Here is a 16,194-nt window from a genome sequence, read left to right as displayed (position 1 = left end):
GGCGTGGTCGCCATGCCTCTATGCGATTAGAGGAGGCCGTCATGCCCAAGCCTTCGAAGAAGCTCGTCATCGTCATGGCCAACAGCGATCCTCGCAACGGCGAGGAGCTTGGTGCGCCGATTTTCCAGGCCGCCCTCGCCGCCGCCATGGGCTATGACGTCGAGGTGCTGTGCACAGGCACCGCAGGCAAGCTCATGAAGCGAGGCGTGGCCGAAGGACTGCACCTCAAGCCCGGCATGAACAAGAGCATCTATGACTTCATCCGCGAGGCACATGAGGCAGGCGTGCGTTTCTGCTGCTGCTCGCCCGCGCTCGACATGTTCGCGATCCACCACGAGGATCTGATCCCCGAGTGTGATCGCGTGGTCGGCGGAGCCGCGCTGATCGAGGCGGTGATGGAGACGGACGCCCGCGTGCTCACTTACTGAGGAGGCGCAAGCCTCACCAGTCCTCGCGCCACAGCGGGTAGGCCATCGCCCCGCGCGGGATGGTGACGATGCCGCTCGCATCACGCCCCCCGCTCACGCCCAATTCACCCGCGAACTTATTGGCGATATTGGCCTTGAGGCCTGCGTCGGCATTCGCGGTGTAATTGATCTTGTATTCGAACCGCCCCACCGCGAGGCGCACGATCTGGAACTGAAAGCGGTTCTCGTCGCTGCGCGGGTTGGAGGAGCCGAGGCACGAGCGGCGAAGCTGCTTGAGCTTGTCCTCGGGGTACTCGTAGATCGTGCCGGTGAAGGTCAGCGACACATCCGAGACGTAGGCACCCTTGAACGAGGCGTTCAGGATGTTGGCCCAGCCCGCGGAGAGGCCGAACGTCTTCTGATCGTGGGTCGAGAAGAGCGCCCCGTCGATGTTCTCCTCGAACCCATCCTTGTCGAACGGCGGACGGCAGCGCACCACGTTGAGCTTCAAGAGCTTTTCACCCGTGCGCTGGAACGTGCGCTTGTCGAAATGTCCGCGCGCGATGGTGCCCGGCGTGTAGGACGCCAGCGGAGGGCTCATCCGGTAGACATTGAGATTTTCTGAGATCGCGTCGGCGCGCGCACCCGTGGCGAGCGAAAAACACAACAAAAGAGCGCAAGCGCCCCATCGCGCACCACGCATGACATCACCCCCGCAACACAACAAAACGGGGGCGATGTTAGTCGCCCCCGTGGAAGATGAGCAATCGGCAGCGAACGGATTTGTGATCCGGTGTGCTGCCTGCGCCACGAGCCTTACTCGGCGGCCTTCCAGACCAGCGTATCCGGGAAGATTTCCAGGAGGTTGGCCTTGCAGTAGTCCACGTCGGCATCGAAGTAGGTGCCATCGATGAAACGGATCTGCGTGCGCACCGTGCACTTGCCTTCGTCCGTTTCGAAGTCCAGCGTGACCTTGTCACCAGGCTCGATGCGGCTGGAAACCCAGTTCTCGCTCCACTCGCCTTCCTCCTGCGTGCGGAACTCGATCACGGGTGAGTTGCCCTTGTTTACAACCTCGAACTCCCAGCTCTTGTCTGCCGCGAAGGCCGGGCAGAATGCGGCGAATGCTCCGGCGAGGCCAAGAGCGAGCGCCGAACGTGCGAACGGGCGGATCATTAGATTTGCTCCGTGAGAGGGTTCAGTGTCACGGACGCGGGCTCTATCACGAGTCGGAAACGCCATCCGCAAGATGGGAAAATTACGGAGGTCAGTGTCCGCACTGTCACAGATCTGAACGATGCGGCGCAGCAAAAAGGGCCGCGTCTCCGCGGCCCTCTGCAACAGAAGCGTCGACCGCGTCAGTTGACGCGGCAGACCTCGACGAGGTTGTCCGAGAAGGTCGGCGCACGCCCGAGGCCGCACCATTCCTGCGACGAGATGCAATTGACGGACCCGTCCGAACGGTTGAGCGAGCGCCAGTATCCGAGCGTCGCGACCACCACGCCGTCCGGCACGTCGTCAGTCACGCGCGCGACGCCCTCGAAGTCGCCGCGGTCGTTGTAGACGCGGACGGGATCGCCTTCGCGGATGTCGCGCTTGGCGGCATCGCCCGGGCTCACCATCACGAACTGTTCGCCCTGTCCTTTGATCTTGTGCTTCTCGTTGGCGTAGCACGAGTTGAGGAACCCGTGGCTCTTGGGTGAGATGATGTTGAGCGAGTAGAGCTTGGCGCGCTCGGGGTTCGTCTCGGGCCGTTCGCGTGCCGGCACATAGCCCGGCAGCGGATCGACCGGCTCGCCCGACTGCTCGCCGTCGTACATCGCGCGGAACGGGCCCGCGACGAAGTTCTTTGCGTCGTGCAGCAGGAATTCGCACTTGCCTGACGGCGTCGGGAATTTGCCTTCTGCGTGGGGCGTGCGCGTATCCGCCGATCCCACGTCCACTTTGTAGTACCCGTGCGTCTTGAAGTACTCCATGTCGATGCCGCCCATCTTGGGATCGGCCCATTGGATGTACTCGGCGCAGAGCTCGCTATCCGTCATTTTGAAGACGGGATCGTCGAAGCCCATCTCCTTCGCGAGCAGTCTCCACATGTCGCTGGTCGGCTTGCACTCGCCCGGCGGATCGATCGCCTTCTGATTGTACGTAAAGTAGAAGTGCCCCCACGACCACATCATGTCCTCGGCTTCGCCCGCCATCGCGGCAGGCAGCACGATGTCGGCATACTTCGCCGTGTCGGTGAGGAAGTGCTCGGAGACCACCGTGAACAGGTCCTCGCGCTTGAGGCCCTCGACGATCTTGTTGGTTTCCGGCGCCTGGCTCACGGGATTCGTGCAGAACACGAACAGGCTCTTGATCGGCGGATCGAGCTGCATCTCGCCAGTGAGCGCCGCGCCGAGGCGCAGGTTGTTGACGACGCGCGTGCCCGGCTTGATCCAATCGGGGCGCGCAGCCTTCACCCAATCGACGGGGAAGTCCCACAGCGGCATCTGCAGAAGGCCGCCGCCCACGTGGCGCCAGGAGCCCACGAGCGCAGGGAGGCAGCAGGCGGCACGGATCGCCTGGCCGCCGCCCGCGCTGCGCTCGAGCGCGACCCCGAGACGGATCACGGAAGGTTGTGCCGTTGCGAACTCGTGGGCGAAGCGCGCGATATCCGCCGCCTTAACACCCGTGATCTTCTCCACGTATTCGGGCGTGAACTCTGCCGCCCGCTCGCGCAGCTCCGGATAGCCGTGCGTGTATTTGTCGACGTAGTCCTGATCGACGAGTCCCTGCTGGATGATGGAGTTGATGAAACCCATGGCGAGTGCGCCGTCCGTCCCGGGCTTCGGGCAGATGTGCCAGTCGCCGGCTTTCGCGGTGCGTGACTTGTAGGAATCGATGACCACGACTTTCGCGCCGCGCTTCTGCGCCTCGAGCACGAACGGCCAGTGATGGAGATTGGTGGAGATCGAGTTGCACGCCCAGATGACGATGTAGCGGGAGTGCACGAAGCTCTCCGGATCGACCGCGCCGGTCGGCCCCACGGTGAGCAGCCACGCCGTCGATGAGCCCGATGCGCAGAACGTCTTCTCGTTCACGGTAGAGCCGAGCTTGTTGAAGAATGGATCGCCCGAGTTGATGCCTTGCACGAGGCCCATGTTGCCGAGATAGCTATAGGGCATGATGGCCTGGCTGCCGTAGGTGGCGATGATTTCGCGCCAGCGTTTGCCGATCTCCGCGATGGCCTCGTCCCAGGTGATGCGTTCGAACTGCTTCGAGCCCTTGGGTCCCGAGCGGCGCAGCGGATAGAGCAGCCGGTCCGGGTTGACATGATGATCGTGGAAGTCCTTGAGTTTGACGCAGAGCCCGCCGCGCGTCATCGGATGGGATTTCTTGCCGCGAACCTCTACCAGCTTGCCGTCTTGCACGAGGTAATCCATCGAGCAGGTATCGGGACAATCGTGGGGGCAGGCTCCGTGAAACACTTCGGGCTTCAATTGCTCGTTCATTCTGCGTCCTCCGTCGCAATTTTTTTTGGATCCGGTCGTTCGAACCCCTCTTCCGGAGGGCGCCGGTCTCTGTTCTTGTGGTGCGACACTCTGACATCGGGCGCGGAAACCATCAACCATCTTGTTTAGGATGTGAAAAAGATAAAAAAGTCTGCGTATTCAATGAGAAATGCCGCGATCATCATCTCGTAATGACTCTAAAGATATAGCGGATGTCGTCTGAGCTCTTTCCCGGGAGACGTGTTCTCTGGATGCCGTTGCATGTGCCGTGGACGCCGCCCACAGAGGCGGCCGTCTTGTGCTGCGCTGCAATGTCGGCGGCACTCGCGTTCACCTGCGCGCAGCATGCAGATCCGTTCGACTGCGCGGACAGTCTCATCGTCTATAACGAGACGTTCGACGAGTTCGGTCTCGTCGTGCATGACGGCGGCGCGTCCTACGTGCTGATCGCTTGCTGCCCGTGGTGCGGGGTGCGCCTGCCGGAAAGTCAGCGTGATCGCTGGTTCGAGGAGACGGAGGCCAAGGGCTACACGGACGAGACCCTGCCGCCCGAATACCTCACGGGCGCTTGGCGCCGCCGCACATGAGGCTTAGAGCCCAGGTTTGCCGTGTGCACCTCTCTGCAATTGGCCCCTGGATGGCCGCCTCCAAGGGCAGCCGTGACGCACCGCGGAGAGATCAGTCTACGGCGCGCAAACCGGCCGAAGCGCAACTGCCTTCGCTTCGACGCGCCTGGATCCCGCCTCTGCCGGGATGACGCCGCGTGTGCGCTGAGCCGGTTTTCCCAAAGCCTCCGTCACTCCGGCGAAGGCTGGAGTCCAGCCGCGTGACCGCATATCGCCGCTCCGCGATCGGGGAGTGGCGCGCTAGCGCATTTTCCGACCAAGTGGATGCCAGTTCGTCTCAAGAAAATGCGGCAAATCAAAAATATAGAGCGCGCGATCCGGCTCCATCCGATCGCAAAACGCCCTAGGGCGCGCACGAGCCGTCGGTAAGATGGAGGCTCCCGCTCGGATCCGCCACCACGTCGCCGTCGAGATAGGCAGGGCCCACCGGCACCTTCCCGAAGCCGCCCGGGATATCGAGCACATAGGTGGGCATCGCGAGCCCCGATAGGCGCTGGCGCAAACCGCGCATCAGCGCTTGTCCCTCGGCCACGCTCGTCCGGAAATGCGACGTCCCGGGCGCCAGGTCGCCGTGATGCAGATAGTAGGGCTTCACGCGGGCTTCCACGAAGGCGCGCATGAGCGCTTCGAGCGTCTCGACGGTATCGTTGACGCCGCGCAGCAGCACCGACTGGCTGACGAGTGGAATGCCCGCATCGACGAGCCGCGCGATGGCGTCGCGCGCCGCGCCGGTCAGCTCGCGCGGATGATTGGCGTGCAGCGCGACGTAGACCGTTTTTCTCGGTGCGCGAAGCGCGGCGACCAGCTCCGCAGTCACCCGCTCCGGCGCCACCACCGGCACGCGCGTGTGCCAGCGCACGATCTTCACGTGATCGATCGCGGAGAGCGCCAGCGTGATCGCCTCGATGCGCCGCGGGCTCATCACGAACGGATCGCCGCCGGTGAGGATCACCTCCCAGATTTCGGGATGCGCGCGGATGTAGGCGAGTGCGTCGTCGATTTCCTCCTGGGAGAGATTGGCCTCGGCTGCCGGGCCCACCATCTCGCGGCGGAAGCAGAAACGGCAATAGACCGGGCACACGCCGACGATCTTGAGCAGCACGCGATCGGGGTAGCGATGCACGATCCCCTTCACCGGGCTCTTTGCGTGATCGCCGATGGGATCGGCACGCTCCTCCGGCCGCGTATCCAGCTCGCGAACATCGGGCACGAACTGCAGCGCGATCGGATCCAGAGGCGCCTTGGCGTCGATCAGCTCGGCGACAGCGGGCGTGAGGGCGATGGCATAGCGCGCGCCGACGCGGGCGAGATCGGCCTCCGCCTCGGCGGGCGCTAGCCCGGCCTCCACGAGGTCCGTTGCCGTCCGGAGAGTGTGACGCAACCGGGTCATGCGGGCGGCCATGTCAGCGGCGGCCAGCTTGCCGTGTCGTGATCGGGATGCTGGCGCGTGGTGAGCTTGGCGAGATCTTCCGGCGTTCGATCTTCCGCGGTCGAGTGGGCGGGCAGTGAAGGCAGTCCGTCGAACCACGAGAGCTTGCTCTCGATGCCCACCTGCTCCGAGGGCGGCGCCTCCTCCGGATTGTCCAGCGAGCCGATCGCGATGTCATAACTCTGCCAGCCGTCCTCCTGCATGTAGAGCGGGGTGCCGCACTCCTTGCAGAAGCCGCGCGCGACACGCGGCGAGGAGCGGAACTCGGCGGGCCGGCCGCGTGTCCACGAGAGCGCAGCGATCTCCACTGACACAAGCGCGGCGCCCCAGGAGCCGAACGCCTTCTGGCACATGCGGCAATGACAGATGCCCGCGCGGCCGAGCGGTCCGTCGATGCGGTAGCGCACCGCGCCGCACTGGCACCCGCCGCTATGGGCCTCGCTCATGGGTCTCTCCGTGGCTACCCCGCGCCTGATGGAGCCGGGAAACCCTACTTGCTCTCATCGGCGAGCGGTGTCCAGATCACCTGATCCACCTGCGTCGCTCCGGCCGCCAGCATGACGAGACGCTCGAAGCCGAGCGCGCAGCCGGACGCGGGCGGCATGTGCGGAAGCGCCGCCAGGAAATCCTCATCCAACGGATAGCGCTCGCCGTAGATCCGCGCCTTCTCGTCCATCTCGTGCGCGAGGCGGCGGCGCTGCTCGCTCGCGTCGCCGAGCTCTCCAAAGCCGTTCGCGAGCTCCACACCCGAGACGTAGAGCTCAAACCGCTCCGCCACTTCCGGACGATCCGGAACGGTGCGCGCGAGGGCGGCTTCCGGCGCGGGATACTCGGCAAGGATCGTCGGGCGCGGAGAACCCAGCACCGGCTCGATCTTCTCGACGAGCACGCGTGAGAAGATGTCCGGCCAGGTGTCGTCCGGCGCGATGCGGATGCCGGCGGCCTGCGCGCGCGCTGCCAGAGCATCGCGATCGGGTTTGCCGCCGCGGCAGGTGTCGAGCAGGGCGAAACCCGCATAGCGCTGAAACGCTTCGTCGAGCGTGATGCGGTCGAGGCCCGCACCAATCTCGGCATCGCGTCCGCGGAACGTCCAGGCGGCATTCTGAGAGATTTCCGCGGCAAGCGAGAGGATAGTCGCGCAATCGTCCCACAAGGCCGTGTACGGCGCGCCCGCCCTGTACCATTCGAGCATCGTGAACTCGGGGCTGTGAAGCGCCCCGCGCTCGCGGTTCCGGTAAACGGAGGCGAAGGTGAAGATCTTGTCCTCGCCTGCCGCCAGAAGCTTCTTCATGGCGAATTCGGGCGAGGTGTGCAGGTAGAGGCGCCGCCGGTCGAGTGCGGTGCCGATCTGCTCCGTGGCGAAGGCGTGCAGATGCGTCTCGTTGCCGGGCGACACGGCGAGCGCCAGCGGATCGACCTCCACGAAGCCTTGCGCCTCGAACCAAGCCCGGATCGCGGCCTTGATGCGATTGCGCAAAATGAGCCATGGCCGGCGGTCCCGGTGGCGATCGTGATCCCACCAGGGGGAGGGGGCGGACATGGTCTGGCAATCCTCGAAATGGGGCGCATCGCAGGATGACGCGCCGGCACCATATCGAGGCGGGAAGGGTCCCCTCAAGCCGATTTCCGGAAAGGTGTGTTTGTTGGGTTCCGGCCACCTTGCGGCTGTGGTGAAGCCCTGATTAACCTTCGCCGGCAGGGCGGGCCGCAACCGAAGGGGGATCGCATGACCGCTACCCAATCCGACACCGCGACACTGACCGCGACGCTCGACGCGCCGACCTTGTGGGCCGCAGCCTTCACCCTCGTGTTCGCCGTGGCGGCGGGCGTGGGGCTGAGCGCGCTTCCGCAGGAGGGCAATCTCGGAGGTGCGCTCGATGCCCTCAAGAACCTCATCTATGTGCTGACGGTCCCCCTGTTCGATCTGTCCCGCCGCGCCTTCTCGCGCAGGAAGGTGCAGGCCGCCGCCACCGCGCCGCCCTCCGGCAGCGCAAACCTGCTCGGCACGGCCTTTGTGACGGCTCTCGTGCTGTTCGTGATCATCGAGCTGATCAGCTGGCTCACGGGCTTCGGCATGGGCAGCACGTGCGTGATGCTCGGCCATTCGCCCGAGGGCGGTGATTTCGGAAAGTGCCTTGCGCTCGGCATCGGCGTGTTCGGCAGCGTGGTCGTCGCGCCCATCATGATCGCCCTCGGCATCAGCGCGGGCTGGATCTGGAAGGGCATCCTCCATTCCGGCTTCGTGACCACGCTGCTCATTTTCATGGCAGTGGTCGCCCTGTTGTTCGGGCTCGATTTTTTCATTCTTCTTCAACAGGCCGCCGGTCCCGCGCAGGCGGTTCAGGACCAGTTCAACGCCATCGGCCCGGTGCGACAGGTTGGCCTGCAGGTGGCTATTCTGAGCGTCAGCGTGCTCATCGGCTATGGCGCGCGCCGCCTGTGGCACGGGATAGCGAGCCTTTTCGGCTGACGCGGGTCCAGCTCCCCGGATCGGGGGCCGATTGCCGTCTTAACGCATCGGCCCTTGGCCTCTCACCCGATACAGAGTATGAGAGCGCCCATATTTCCTGCCCTGCACGGACGTATGGCGAGCTGCCGCGAGGCAGCTTTCGTGGTTTCCGCCGGGCACGATCTGAATTCATGGGAGAAGACCGTGGTTAAAGTGATCGCCAGCTCGATTCGTAAGGGCAATGTTCTCGATCTCGACGGCAAGCTCGCCGTCGTCATCTCGGCGGAGAATATCCATCCGGGTAAGGGCACGCCCGTCACGCATCTCGAAATGCGTCGCATCGCCGATGGCGTGAAGGTGACCGAGCGCTACCGCACCACCGACCAGGTCGAGCGCGCCTACCTCGAGGAGAAGGACTACAACTACCTCTACGAGGACGAGATGGGTTTCAACTTCATGCAGCCCGAAACCTTCGACCAGATCCCGGTCTCGAAGGAGGTGCTGGGTGATCAGGCCATCTGGCTCCAGGAAGGCATGACCTGCACGATTTCGATGTTCGAAGGCAATCCGATCGCCATCGAGCTGCCCGCCCGCGTCGTCCTCGAGATCGTCGAGGCGGATCCCGTCGTGAAGGGCCAGACCGCGTCCTCCTCCTACAAGCCCGCCAAGCTCTCCAACGGCGCGCGTATCATGGTGCCCCCGCACATCGGCAGCGGCACGCGCGTCGTCGTCATGACGGCTGACGGCTCTTACGTTGAGCGCGCAAAGGACTGATCGGAACGATCGTCGGTGAAACGAGAAGCGCGCCCGGAGCAGTGCTCGGGCGCGCTTTTTTGTGGGCGAAGCTGGCGCGGACAGGTTGGCCCGGCCTGGCGCCGTTAGAATAATCCGGGCGGCCCCGGGAACGGACCCCACGGGCTATTCGGATAGGCGTAGGAGCGATCGCGCTTGACCCGCTTGTGGGCATGGTGCTTCCGGTGGGCGCGCCTCGGCTCATAGGAGCGGCTCACGCGTCCGTGCAGGTCATAGGTCTCGCCGTAGGCAGAAACGGCCTGAGCCTGATCTTTTCGCCCGGCATGAGCGTCGTGCGACACCATAAACAAGACGCTGACGGTCATCAGAGCGGCGAGCATGAATGAATACGGCACCGCATCACCTCCAGGGTGAATGTCGACTGTCATGCATAAACGCGCCAGCCGCCGATTAGGTTCGGATGCCTTGGTCCGTATCCTCGGCGTCCCACTCGTCGTCGCGAGGGCCGCGGGCATCCTCGTCGTCGCCGTCACCGTCCGGATCATCGAGATCGGCCGATCCGCCATCGTCGTCGTAGGCGCCCCCGCCATATTCGTCGTCGAATGCCAGCGCTGGATTGTCGGGGGCCGAGGGAATGGCAAACGATTGTGTGCCCCCGAGCGGTCCGGCGAGAAGCAGAAGGGCGGAGAGGAGAGCGAAAGTACGCATCGGCACCTCCAGACGAAATCTACCGTCGTCATGGATGAACCCCAAATGGGGCCATCGGAAGGTGGGGAAGGGGGACCGGGGTCGCACCCTGTCGCAGCCGTGCGAGGCACGCCGAGAAAGCCCGTAAAATAGGGGCTGAAAGAGGGGCTAAGCCCTCAGAATTTGATGAGCGTCGAGGGCTTGTGCTCGCCCACGCTTTCGGCAAACAGGCTCTGAACGCGCGGCACGATCTCGCTCGCCTGGGTGACGACGCCGAAGCGGACCTCGAGCCCCGGACGGATGAAGGCTTCCTTGCGCATATGTGCGAGGAGGTTCAGGAACGGCGTCCAGAAGTCCGCGATGTTGGCCACGACGATGGGCTTGCTGTGCTGGCCGAGCTGCGACCAGGTGAGCTGCTCCACCAGCTCCTCGAGCGTGCCGATGCCGCCGGGCAGCGCCACGAACGCATCGGACCTTTCGTACATCTGCCGTTTGCGCTCGTGCATGTCCCGCGTGACGATGAGATCGGTTACCTCGCGCAGCATGTGCTCGCGAACGGTGAGGAACTCGGGAATGATGCCGGTCACGCTGCCGCCCGCCGCCAGCGCCGCGCGCGCAACCTCGCCCATGAGGCCGAGACCGCCGCCGCCATAGACGAGGCCGATGCCGTTTTCTCCCAGGGCCCGCCCCAGCGTGTGCGCGGCCTCGGCATAGATCGGGTTCTCACCCACGCCGGACCCGCAGTAGACGCAGACGTTCCGCAGCGCCCTGGAGGACGAAACAGCGGCGCCATTCGTCGTCTGCTCGTCCTTTCTCACGCGCTGGATGTCGACAGGTTTGAGTGGGGTAATGTTTGTTTCTGAAGGGCTTTTCAAGTCGTTTCCTTAATACGGATAAGATACGGACCTAGAACATGGTCTGTTCCATTTAGATGGCGTTCCGGTGACTGTCTGCCAATAGGGGCCGGCGACCGGGACTGAGGATGCGGCGTTAACTTGCGGTCGGGCTTAAGCAAAGACCGGAAGTTCGTTGACCCCGCCCCCCTGGAATGGCCTAACCTGGGGGTAAGCCCGCGGACGGGAGCCCGTGGGCATGAGTGGAGTGCCGGAGTGAGTGCGTCGATGCTGGATAGGCAACCCGGAAGGCTGGCCGCGATCTCGGCCGCTGCTTTGCTTGGATGCATGGCGCCAGGCATCGCCGCAGCCGGGTCGGCAAAGCCGTCAGATAACTCAGACACCGCAGAGACCAAGGGCGCCGAGACGCGTAGCGCGCCTGAGCCCAAAAGCGTTCTGCCCGAAGCGCTGACCGAATGGCTGGAGCGCGCGGCGCATGCCTATCAGGCCGATGTCGCAGACAAGCTGTCGGTGCCGCGTGAAACTGGGGCAGTGTCGTCCGGACAGCCCCCGCAAAGCTACTCCGCCAAGGCCTACGATGTCCTGCGCACCGGAATCGCGGCCGCGCTGGGCTACGTGTCTTATTGGATCGAGCGCGCCTATCAGGTCGCGGGTCTCCCGCCGCCCGATCTCACAAATCGCCTCGCTGGTGATCAGTCTGCCCGCGACGCCAAGGAATTCGTCGAGGCACGCCGCCGGGCCGAGGCGGAGTGGAAGGACGCGGTTGCACGGGCTGACGCAGCAGCCGCGGCGGCGGCGCGTGAGGCGGCGGCAGCGCCAGGAGCGATGGGCGATAGCCCCGCCGAAGCCGAGCGCAAACGCGCAGAAGCCCGCAAGAAGGAGCTCGAGCAGATCAAGCGTGATCTCGATCAGCGGATCTCTGACGGCCTCGCCAAATTGGAGGCGTTTGAGAAAGCCGAGACCGCGCGCAAGGCCGAGGAGGCCCAGAAGGCTCAGAGGGAACAGGAAAGGCTGGCCCAGGAAGCTGCCCGGAACGCCGAGGACGCCCTGAAGACCGCCGAGGCGGAGCAGGCGCGCGCGGAAGAGGCCCGCAAGGCCGAGGAAGCGCGTAAGGCGGAAGCCGAGCGGAAGGCTGCCGAGGAGAAACGTCTCGCCGAGGCCGCCGCCGAGCAGGCGCGCGCGGAAGAGGCCCGCAAGGCCGAGGAAGCGCGTAAGGCGGAAGCCGAGCGGAAAGCTGCCGAGGAGAAACGTCTCGCCGAAGCCGCCGCCGCCGAGCAGGCGAGAAAGGCGGAAGAGGCCCGCAAGGCCGAGGAAGCGCGCAAGGCGGAAGCCGAGCGGAAGGCTGCCGAGGAGAAGCGTCTCGCCGAGGCCGCCGCCGCCGCCGAGCAGGCGAGAAAGGCGGAAGAGGCCCGCAAGGCCGAGGAAGTGCGCAAGGCGGAAGCCGAGCGGAAAGCTGCCGAGGAGAAGCGTCTCGCCGAGGCCGCCGCCGCCGAGCAGGCGAGAAAGGCGGAAGAGTCCCGCAAGGCCGAGGAAGCGCAGCAAGCCGAGGACGCACGCAAAGAAGCAGAACGCAAAGCAGCGGAGGCGAAGGCTGCGGAGGAAAAGCGCATCGCCGACGCCAGGATCGCAGCGGAGCAGCACACGAGGAGTGAGACGGGCCGCTCGGCCCCAACAACGTCAGAGCCTTCCACCCGTTCGAAATTTGCCGAAGCCCGCGTTGCCGATGTCTTGCCGCGCCGTAAGGCCGCTTCGCACAAAACGAATGTCCGCCCGGCGCGCAAAAGCGAGCGGGCAGGCGTCCGCCAGTCGCGCCGCTACGCGGTAACTCACAAGTGTAAAGGCAAGAATTCGGCGCGATCGCGAAAGAAGCGGCTCTACGTCGTCAAGCGCGGCGAGACGCTCTGGAGCATCTCGCGTCGCGCCCTGAAGAAGGGCTCGCGATACGCCTCGATCGTGGGCGCGAACGGCAAGCGTATACGCCACCCTCATCGCGTCTATCCCTGCCAGAAGCTGCGCCTTCCGCGCACCTGATGGCCGGCGAGGGGCGGGCGGCTGGCCACCCGCGCATAAACCGGGTAAGTGTCCCGCCTGCCTCGATCCACCCCGCACCTGCGGGCGAGTGATCGGAAACGCTCTCGCTTTCGTATGTCTGAAAGAGACATGAGACCAAGAAACATCGCGACTTCCTCGGCGAGCCGCAGCGAGCGGCCGGATTTGTTGGGCCTTTCAGCCGACACCAGCCATTGGATAGTGCTGAAAAGCCTGCTGCCGTTCATTTGGCCGGCGGGCCGGAGAGACTTGCGCGTCGAGGTGGTAGGCGCGTTCGCGGTTCTCGTCATCGCCAAGATCGTGACTGTCGCCGTCCCTGTGGCATTCAAGGCCGCGACCGACTGGCTGGCGTCGGATCTCGCGAATCCCGCCGTGGCCGCTACAAAGAGCCTCGCGCTCGGCGTCGCGATGCTGATCGTCGCCTACGGCACCGGGCGCGTTCTCATGATGGTGCTGAACCAGGTACGCGACGTGCTGTTCACGCGCGTTGGCCAGCACGCCATCCGCGAGCTCAACAACCGCACATTCCGTCACCTGCACAGGCTCTCCCTGCGCTTCCACCTCGAAAGGCGGACCGGCGGCTTGTCGCGTGTGATAGAGCGCGGCACGCGCGGCATCGATCTCATCGTGCGCATGGGCGTGATGCAGCTTGCCCCCACGATCATCGAGCTGGTGCTCGTCGCAGGCCTTCTCGTCTACTATTTCAGCTGGATCTACGTACTGATCCTGCTTGGGACCATCGTGATCTACATGTGGTTCACGTTCTCGGCCTCCGAGCGGCGCATCGCCATTCGCCGTGAGATGAACGAGAGCGACACCGAGGCCAATACCAAGGCCATCGACAGCCTCCTGAACTACGAGACCGTGAAGTACTTCGGCAACGAGGACGCCGAGGCGCGCCGCTACGATGCCTCCATGGCGCGCTACGAGAAGGCCGCGGTGAAGACCTATTACTCGCTCGGCGTGCTGAACTCCGGCCAGGCCCTCATCTACACCGTCGGCATGACGCTGGTCATGTGGCTTGCCGCGCGCGGCGTGATCGCGGGCACCCACACGGTAGGCGACTTCGTGCTGATCAACGCGGTGATGATCCAGCTCTACATTCCGCTGAACTTCATGGGCATGGTGTATCGCGAGATCAAGCAGGGTCTCGTCGACCTCGAAACCATGTTCGCGCTTCTCGGCGAGAAGCCCGAGGTACTCGACAAGCCGGACGCCAAACCGCTCGATGTGCGTGAAGGTACCGTCCGCTTCGAGAACGTCTCGTTCTCCTATGACAAGGATCGCGAGATCCTGCACGACATCTCGTTCGAGGTTCCGGCCGGAAAGATGGTAGCGATCGTCGGCCCGTCGGGTGCAGGCAAATCGACGATCTCCCGCATTCTATTCCGCTTCTACGACATCAACTCCGGACGCGTGACCATCGACGGACAGGACATTCGCGATGTCACCCAGCAGTCTCTGCGCCGGGCCATCGGCGTGGTGCCGCAGGATACGGTGCTGTTCAACGACACCATCCTCTACAACATCCGCTATGGCCGGCCCGACGCCACGGACGCGGAGGTACACGAGGCCGCGCGCCTCGCGCAGATCGACGGCTTCATCGCGACCCTTCCTCAGGGCTATGCAACCATGGTGGGGGAGCGCGGGCTCAAGCTTTCGGGCGGTGAGAAGCAGCGCGTCGCCATTGCGCGGACGCTGCTCAAGGGGCCGCCCATCCTGATGCTGGACGAGGCGACGAGCGCGCTCGACAGCCACACCGAGAAGGAGATCCAGGACGCTCTGGATCGCGTGTCGCGCAACCGCACGACACTGGTGATCGCTCACCGCCTCTCGACCATCGTGCATGCGGACAACATCATCGTGCTCGAGAAGGGCCGTCTCGTCGAGCAGGGCACCCATGCCGAGTTGATCGCCAAGGGCGGGCTCTACGCCAGCCTGTGGAACCGCCAGCGTCAGGCGGAGCGGGCAAGAGAGGAACTGGCCGCCGCGCTCGAAGCAGGCGGCGCGAGCGCGTCCCCGTTGCCCGGCGAAAAGAAATTGCCCGAGACCGCGTCCCGGGCAATCGCACCCCCGTTGGATGAGCCCACGCCCTTCGGCGCGGCCTGACGTAATCTCAGGGCATTTGCGCCTTGAGTTCGTCAAAGCGCTTCTGCGCCGTGCCCGCAGGCTTGTAGCTGTCGAGCTGGGCTTTGTTGGTCGGCTCGCCCGCCACGATCAGCGCGATCATACCCATCGGATAGTGGGGCAGGCACTTGACGCCGTAGACGCCCGGCTTCTCGATCGTGAGCACGACTTCCTGGTTGAGGTCGCCTTTGAACTCCGTGGCGCCTTCGGGCCAGATGTTGGGAATGGTCTCCGCGTTGTGCCCCTTGTTGGTGGGCACGAACTTCACGGTGTCGCCGACCGAAGCTTTCACGAAGTCCGGCTCGAAGAGCATGAACTTCCCCTTGCCGTTGTTGTTGAGCATCTTGACCACGTGCTCCTCGGCGGAGGCGGAGCCTGTGACCGAGCCGAGCAGCAGCGAGGCAGCAGCAATCAGAGCGAAACGTGATGTCATGTTCCCTACCTTTTGAGGTTTCTTCAATTCTTGAAGAATTTAGTATAGAATATATTCGCGGCTGTCAAACATGGCCCTCCGCCGCCATGCTTGGCCAAAATGTCGCGCATACGGAAGATGTCATCCCAGTCACGAGGCGGGGTCGCGGGAATGACGCGTTAAGCGGATGCCGGTAATCTCGGTCCCGGAGCAGGATCGGGACCAGGAACGCGATGTCGGGGCAACTCCCGGACGAGATCAGGGCCTTGTGGGAGGAGATGCGGCCGCGTCTCCGCCGCGCTGCCGTGCGCGTTCGCCTCGCGCTGCGTGCCCTGTGGTCCGCTGTGAGCCCGCCGCTCGGCTTTGCGCTTCAAGTCGTTCTGGCGCTCATCCTGCTGTTCGAGGAGTGGGGCTGGCGCCCGCTCGTCGCGGCGCTGGAGTGGCTCTCGCGCTTCAAGGTGTGGGCGCGCCTCGAGCTGTTCATCGCCGGGTTGCCTCCTTATGCGGCCCTCGCGGCATTGGCGCTTCCCACGTCCATTCTCTTTCCGCTGAAGCTGCTCTCCATCTATCTCTTGAGCAACGGGCAGTTCTTCGCCGCGGGCCTGCTGTTCGTCGGCGCGAAGATCGCGTCCACTGCGCTCATCGCGCGCCTCTTTCTGCTGACCAAGCCCGCCCTGATGCGCATCGGCTGGTTCGCCGTGCTCCACGACTGGATCATGCCGTGGAAGGAGGCGCTGTTCGCCAAGATCCGTGCCTCGTGGGCCTGGCGCTATGGACGGATGCTCAAGAACCGCGTGCGTTTGGAAGTGAAGCAGGCGTGGCAACGGCTGAGGCCGCGCATCGAGCCGCTGGTCGAGCGTGTGCGTCTCGCCTTCAGGCGCGCCCTCGGGCGGACATGACCTCGGAAGAC

17 protein-coding genes are annotated in these 16,194 nt (G+C 64.5%); 7 read left to right on the top strand and 10 right to left on the bottom strand.

The window, feature by feature from the left end; all coding sequences use genetic code 11:
* Positions 1-41 precede the first annotated feature (41 nt).
* The gene (locus PE058_RS14710; protein WP_020086170.1) at positions 42-428 is read left to right on the top strand and encodes a DsrE/DsrF/DrsH-like family protein; all 387 of its coding nucleotides are present in this window, start codon (positions 42-44) and stop codon (positions 426-428) included.
* 13 nt (positions 429-441) lie between these two features.
* Here PE058_RS14710 and PE058_RS14705 read toward each other — a convergent pair whose 3' ends face one another.
* The 3 genes from PE058_RS14705 to PE058_RS14695 all read right to left on the bottom strand — a co-directional run bounded on the left by PE058_RS14705 (position 442) and on the right by PE058_RS14695 (position 3,898).
* Positions 442-1,110: a hypothetical protein gene (locus tag PE058_RS14705; protein ID WP_271028740.1), complete on the bottom strand. Its 669-nt coding sequence runs from the start codon at positions 1,108-1,110 to the stop codon at positions 442-444.
* A gap of 113 nt (positions 1,111-1,223) precedes the next feature.
* Positions 1,224-1,583: a hypothetical protein gene (locus PE058_RS14700; RefSeq protein WP_020086172.1), complete on the bottom strand. Its 360-nt coding sequence runs from the start codon at positions 1,581-1,583 to the stop codon at positions 1,224-1,226.
* Between the two features lie 182 nt (positions 1,584-1,765).
* Positions 1,766-3,898 carry a molybdopterin-containing oxidoreductase family protein gene (locus PE058_RS14695; protein ID WP_020086173.1) on the bottom strand — a complete coding sequence of 711 codons (2,133 nt, stop codon included), beginning with the start codon at positions 3,896-3,898 and terminating at the stop codon, positions 1,766-1,768.
* Positions 3,899-4,110: 212 nt separating this feature from the next.
* On the opposite strand from PE058_RS14695, the gene PE058_RS14690 reads away from it, so the two are divergent.
* The gene (locus PE058_RS14690) at positions 4,111-4,485 is read left to right on the top strand and encodes a DUF6980 family protein (protein WP_026868069.1); all 375 of its coding nucleotides are present in this window, start codon (positions 4,111-4,113) and stop codon (positions 4,483-4,485) included.
* Positions 4,486-4,867: 382 nt separating this feature from the next.
* On the opposite strand, the gene PE058_RS14685 is transcribed toward PE058_RS14690, so the two are convergent.
* From PE058_RS14685 to epmA, 3 genes are read right to left on the bottom strand one after another with little or no spacing between them, the layout of a single operon-like run.
* Positions 4,868-5,914, bottom strand: coding sequence for a lysine-2,3-aminomutase-like protein (locus PE058_RS14685; RefSeq protein WP_040498313.1), 1,047 nt, complete (start codon positions 5,912-5,914; stop codon positions 4,868-4,870).
* The gene (locus PE058_RS14680; protein ID WP_271028739.1) at positions 5,911-6,399 is read right to left on the bottom strand and encodes a GFA family protein; all 489 of its coding nucleotides are present in this window, start codon (positions 6,397-6,399) and stop codon (positions 5,911-5,913) included. The genes PE058_RS14685 and PE058_RS14680 overlap by 4 nt, the downstream gene beginning before the upstream one ends.
* 44 nt (positions 6,400-6,443) lie before the next feature.
* Positions 6,444-7,493 (bottom strand): EF-P lysine aminoacylase EpmA, encoded by a 1,050-nt coding sequence (gene epmA / locus PE058_RS14675; RefSeq protein WP_271028738.1) that lies wholly within the window; start codon positions 7,491-7,493, stop codon positions 6,444-6,446.
* Positions 7,494-7,679: 186 nt separating this feature from the next.
* Here epmA and PE058_RS14670 point away from each other — a divergent pair, with 186 nt between their 5' ends.
* Positions 7,680-8,423 (top strand): hypothetical protein, encoded by a 744-nt coding sequence (locus tag PE058_RS14670; protein WP_271028737.1) that lies wholly within the window; start codon positions 7,680-7,682, stop codon positions 8,421-8,423.
* Positions 8,424-8,606: 183 nt separating this feature from the next.
* Entirely contained in the window at positions 8,607-9,176 is a 570-nt protein-coding gene (gene efp / locus PE058_RS14665; RefSeq protein ID WP_026868070.1) for an elongation factor P, read from the top strand.
* 104 nt (positions 9,177-9,280) lie between these two features.
* Here efp and PE058_RS14660 read toward each other — a convergent pair whose 3' ends face one another.
* From PE058_RS14660 to PE058_RS14650, 3 genes are all read right to left on the bottom strand, one after another.
* Positions 9,281-9,550 carry a hypothetical protein gene (locus PE058_RS14660; protein WP_271028736.1) on the bottom strand — a complete coding sequence of 90 codons (270 nt, stop codon included), beginning with the start codon at positions 9,548-9,550 and terminating at the stop codon, positions 9,281-9,283.
* A gap of 55 nt (positions 9,551-9,605) precedes the next feature.
* Positions 9,606-9,863, bottom strand: a complete 258-nt coding sequence (locus PE058_RS14655) for a hypothetical protein (protein WP_020086181.1) — start codon at positions 9,861-9,863, stop codon at positions 9,606-9,608.
* A 155-nt stretch (positions 9,864-10,018) separates the two neighbouring features.
* Positions 10,019-10,660, bottom strand: coding sequence for a TIGR00730 family Rossman fold protein (locus tag PE058_RS14650; RefSeq protein WP_051113825.1), 642 nt, complete (start codon positions 10,658-10,660; stop codon positions 10,019-10,021).
* A gap of 303 nt (positions 10,661-10,963) precedes the next feature.
* Between PE058_RS14650 and PE058_RS14645 the strand changes: the two genes are divergently transcribed.
* Positions 10,964-12,727 carry a LysM peptidoglycan-binding domain-containing protein gene (locus PE058_RS14645; protein ID WP_271028735.1) on the top strand — a complete coding sequence of 588 codons (1,764 nt, stop codon included), beginning with the start codon at positions 10,964-10,966 and terminating at the stop codon, positions 12,725-12,727.
* A 129-nt stretch (positions 12,728-12,856) separates the two neighbouring features.
* Positions 12,857-14,854, top strand: a complete 1,998-nt coding sequence (locus tag PE058_RS14640) for an ABCB family ABC transporter ATP-binding protein/permease (RefSeq protein ID WP_020086185.1) — start codon at positions 12,857-12,859, stop codon at positions 14,852-14,854.
* A 7-nt stretch (positions 14,855-14,861) separates the two neighbouring features.
* Here PE058_RS14640 and PE058_RS14635 read toward each other — a convergent pair whose 3' ends face one another.
* Positions 14,862-15,305: a pseudoazurin gene (locus tag PE058_RS14635; RefSeq protein ID WP_020086186.1), complete on the bottom strand. Its 444-nt coding sequence runs from the start codon at positions 15,303-15,305 to the stop codon at positions 14,862-14,864.
* Positions 15,306-15,517: 212 nt separating this feature from the next.
* Between PE058_RS14635 and PE058_RS14630 the strand changes: the two genes are divergently transcribed.
* A complete protein-coding gene (locus PE058_RS14630) occupies positions 15,518-16,183 on the top strand; it encodes a hypothetical protein (protein WP_271028734.1) in 666 nt (221 codons plus the stop codon).
* Positions 16,184-16,194 lie beyond the last annotated feature (11 nt).

This window comes from Hyphomicrobium sp. DMF-1 (genome assembly GCF_027886585.1).
Classification (GTDB): Bacteria; Pseudomonadota; Alphaproteobacteria; order Rhizobiales; family Hyphomicrobiaceae; genus Hyphomicrobium_C; species Hyphomicrobium_C zavarzinii.
This window is presented reverse-complemented; position numbering and strand designations above follow the sequence as displayed.

Coding starts and splice junctions, on each gene's coding strand:
- PE058_RS14710 (WP_020086170.1), top strand. CDS start 42: ATGCCCAAGCCTTCGAAGAAGCTCGTCATCGTCATGGCCAACAGCGAT.
- PE058_RS14705 (WP_271028740.1), bottom strand. CDS start 1,110: ATGCGTGGTGCGCGATGGGGCGCTTGCGCTCTTTTGTTGTGTTTTTCG.
- PE058_RS14700 (WP_020086172.1), bottom strand. CDS start 1,583: ATGATCCGCCCGTTCGCACGTTCGGCGCTCGCTCTTGGCCTCGCCGGA.
- PE058_RS14695 (WP_020086173.1), bottom strand. CDS start 3,898: ATGAACGAGCAATTGAAGCCCGAAGTGTTTCACGGAGCCTGCCCCCAC.
- PE058_RS14690 (WP_026868069.1), top strand. CDS start 4,111: ATGTCGTCTGAGCTCTTTCCCGGGAGACGTGTTCTCTGGATGCCGTTG.
- PE058_RS14685 (WP_040498313.1), bottom strand. CDS start 5,914: ATGACCCGGTTGCGTCACACTCTCCGGACGGCAACGGACCTCGTGGAG.
- PE058_RS14680 (WP_271028739.1), bottom strand. CDS start 6,399: ATGAGCGAGGCCCATAGCGGCGGGTGCCAGTGCGGCGCGGTGCGCTAC.
- epmA (WP_271028738.1), bottom strand. CDS start 7,493: ATGTCCGCCCCCTCCCCCTGGTGGGATCACGATCGCCACCGGGACCGC.
- PE058_RS14670 (WP_271028737.1), top strand. CDS start 7,680: ATGACCGCTACCCAATCCGACACCGCGACACTGACCGCGACGCTCGAC.
- PE058_RS14655 (WP_020086181.1), bottom strand. CDS start 9,863: ATGCGTACTTTCGCTCTCCTCTCCGCCCTTCTGCTTCTCGCCGGACCG.
- PE058_RS14645 (WP_271028735.1), top strand. CDS start 10,964: ATGCTGGATAGGCAACCCGGAAGGCTGGCCGCGATCTCGGCCGCTGCT.
- PE058_RS14640 (WP_020086185.1), top strand. CDS start 12,857: ATGAGACCAAGAAACATCGCGACTTCCTCGGCGAGCCGCAGCGAGCGG.
- PE058_RS14635 (WP_020086186.1), bottom strand. CDS start 15,305: ATGACATCACGTTTCGCTCTGATTGCTGCTGCCTCGCTGCTGCTCGGC.
- PE058_RS14630 (WP_271028734.1), top strand. CDS start 15,518: ATGTCGGGGCAACTCCCGGACGAGATCAGGGCCTTGTGGGAGGAGATG.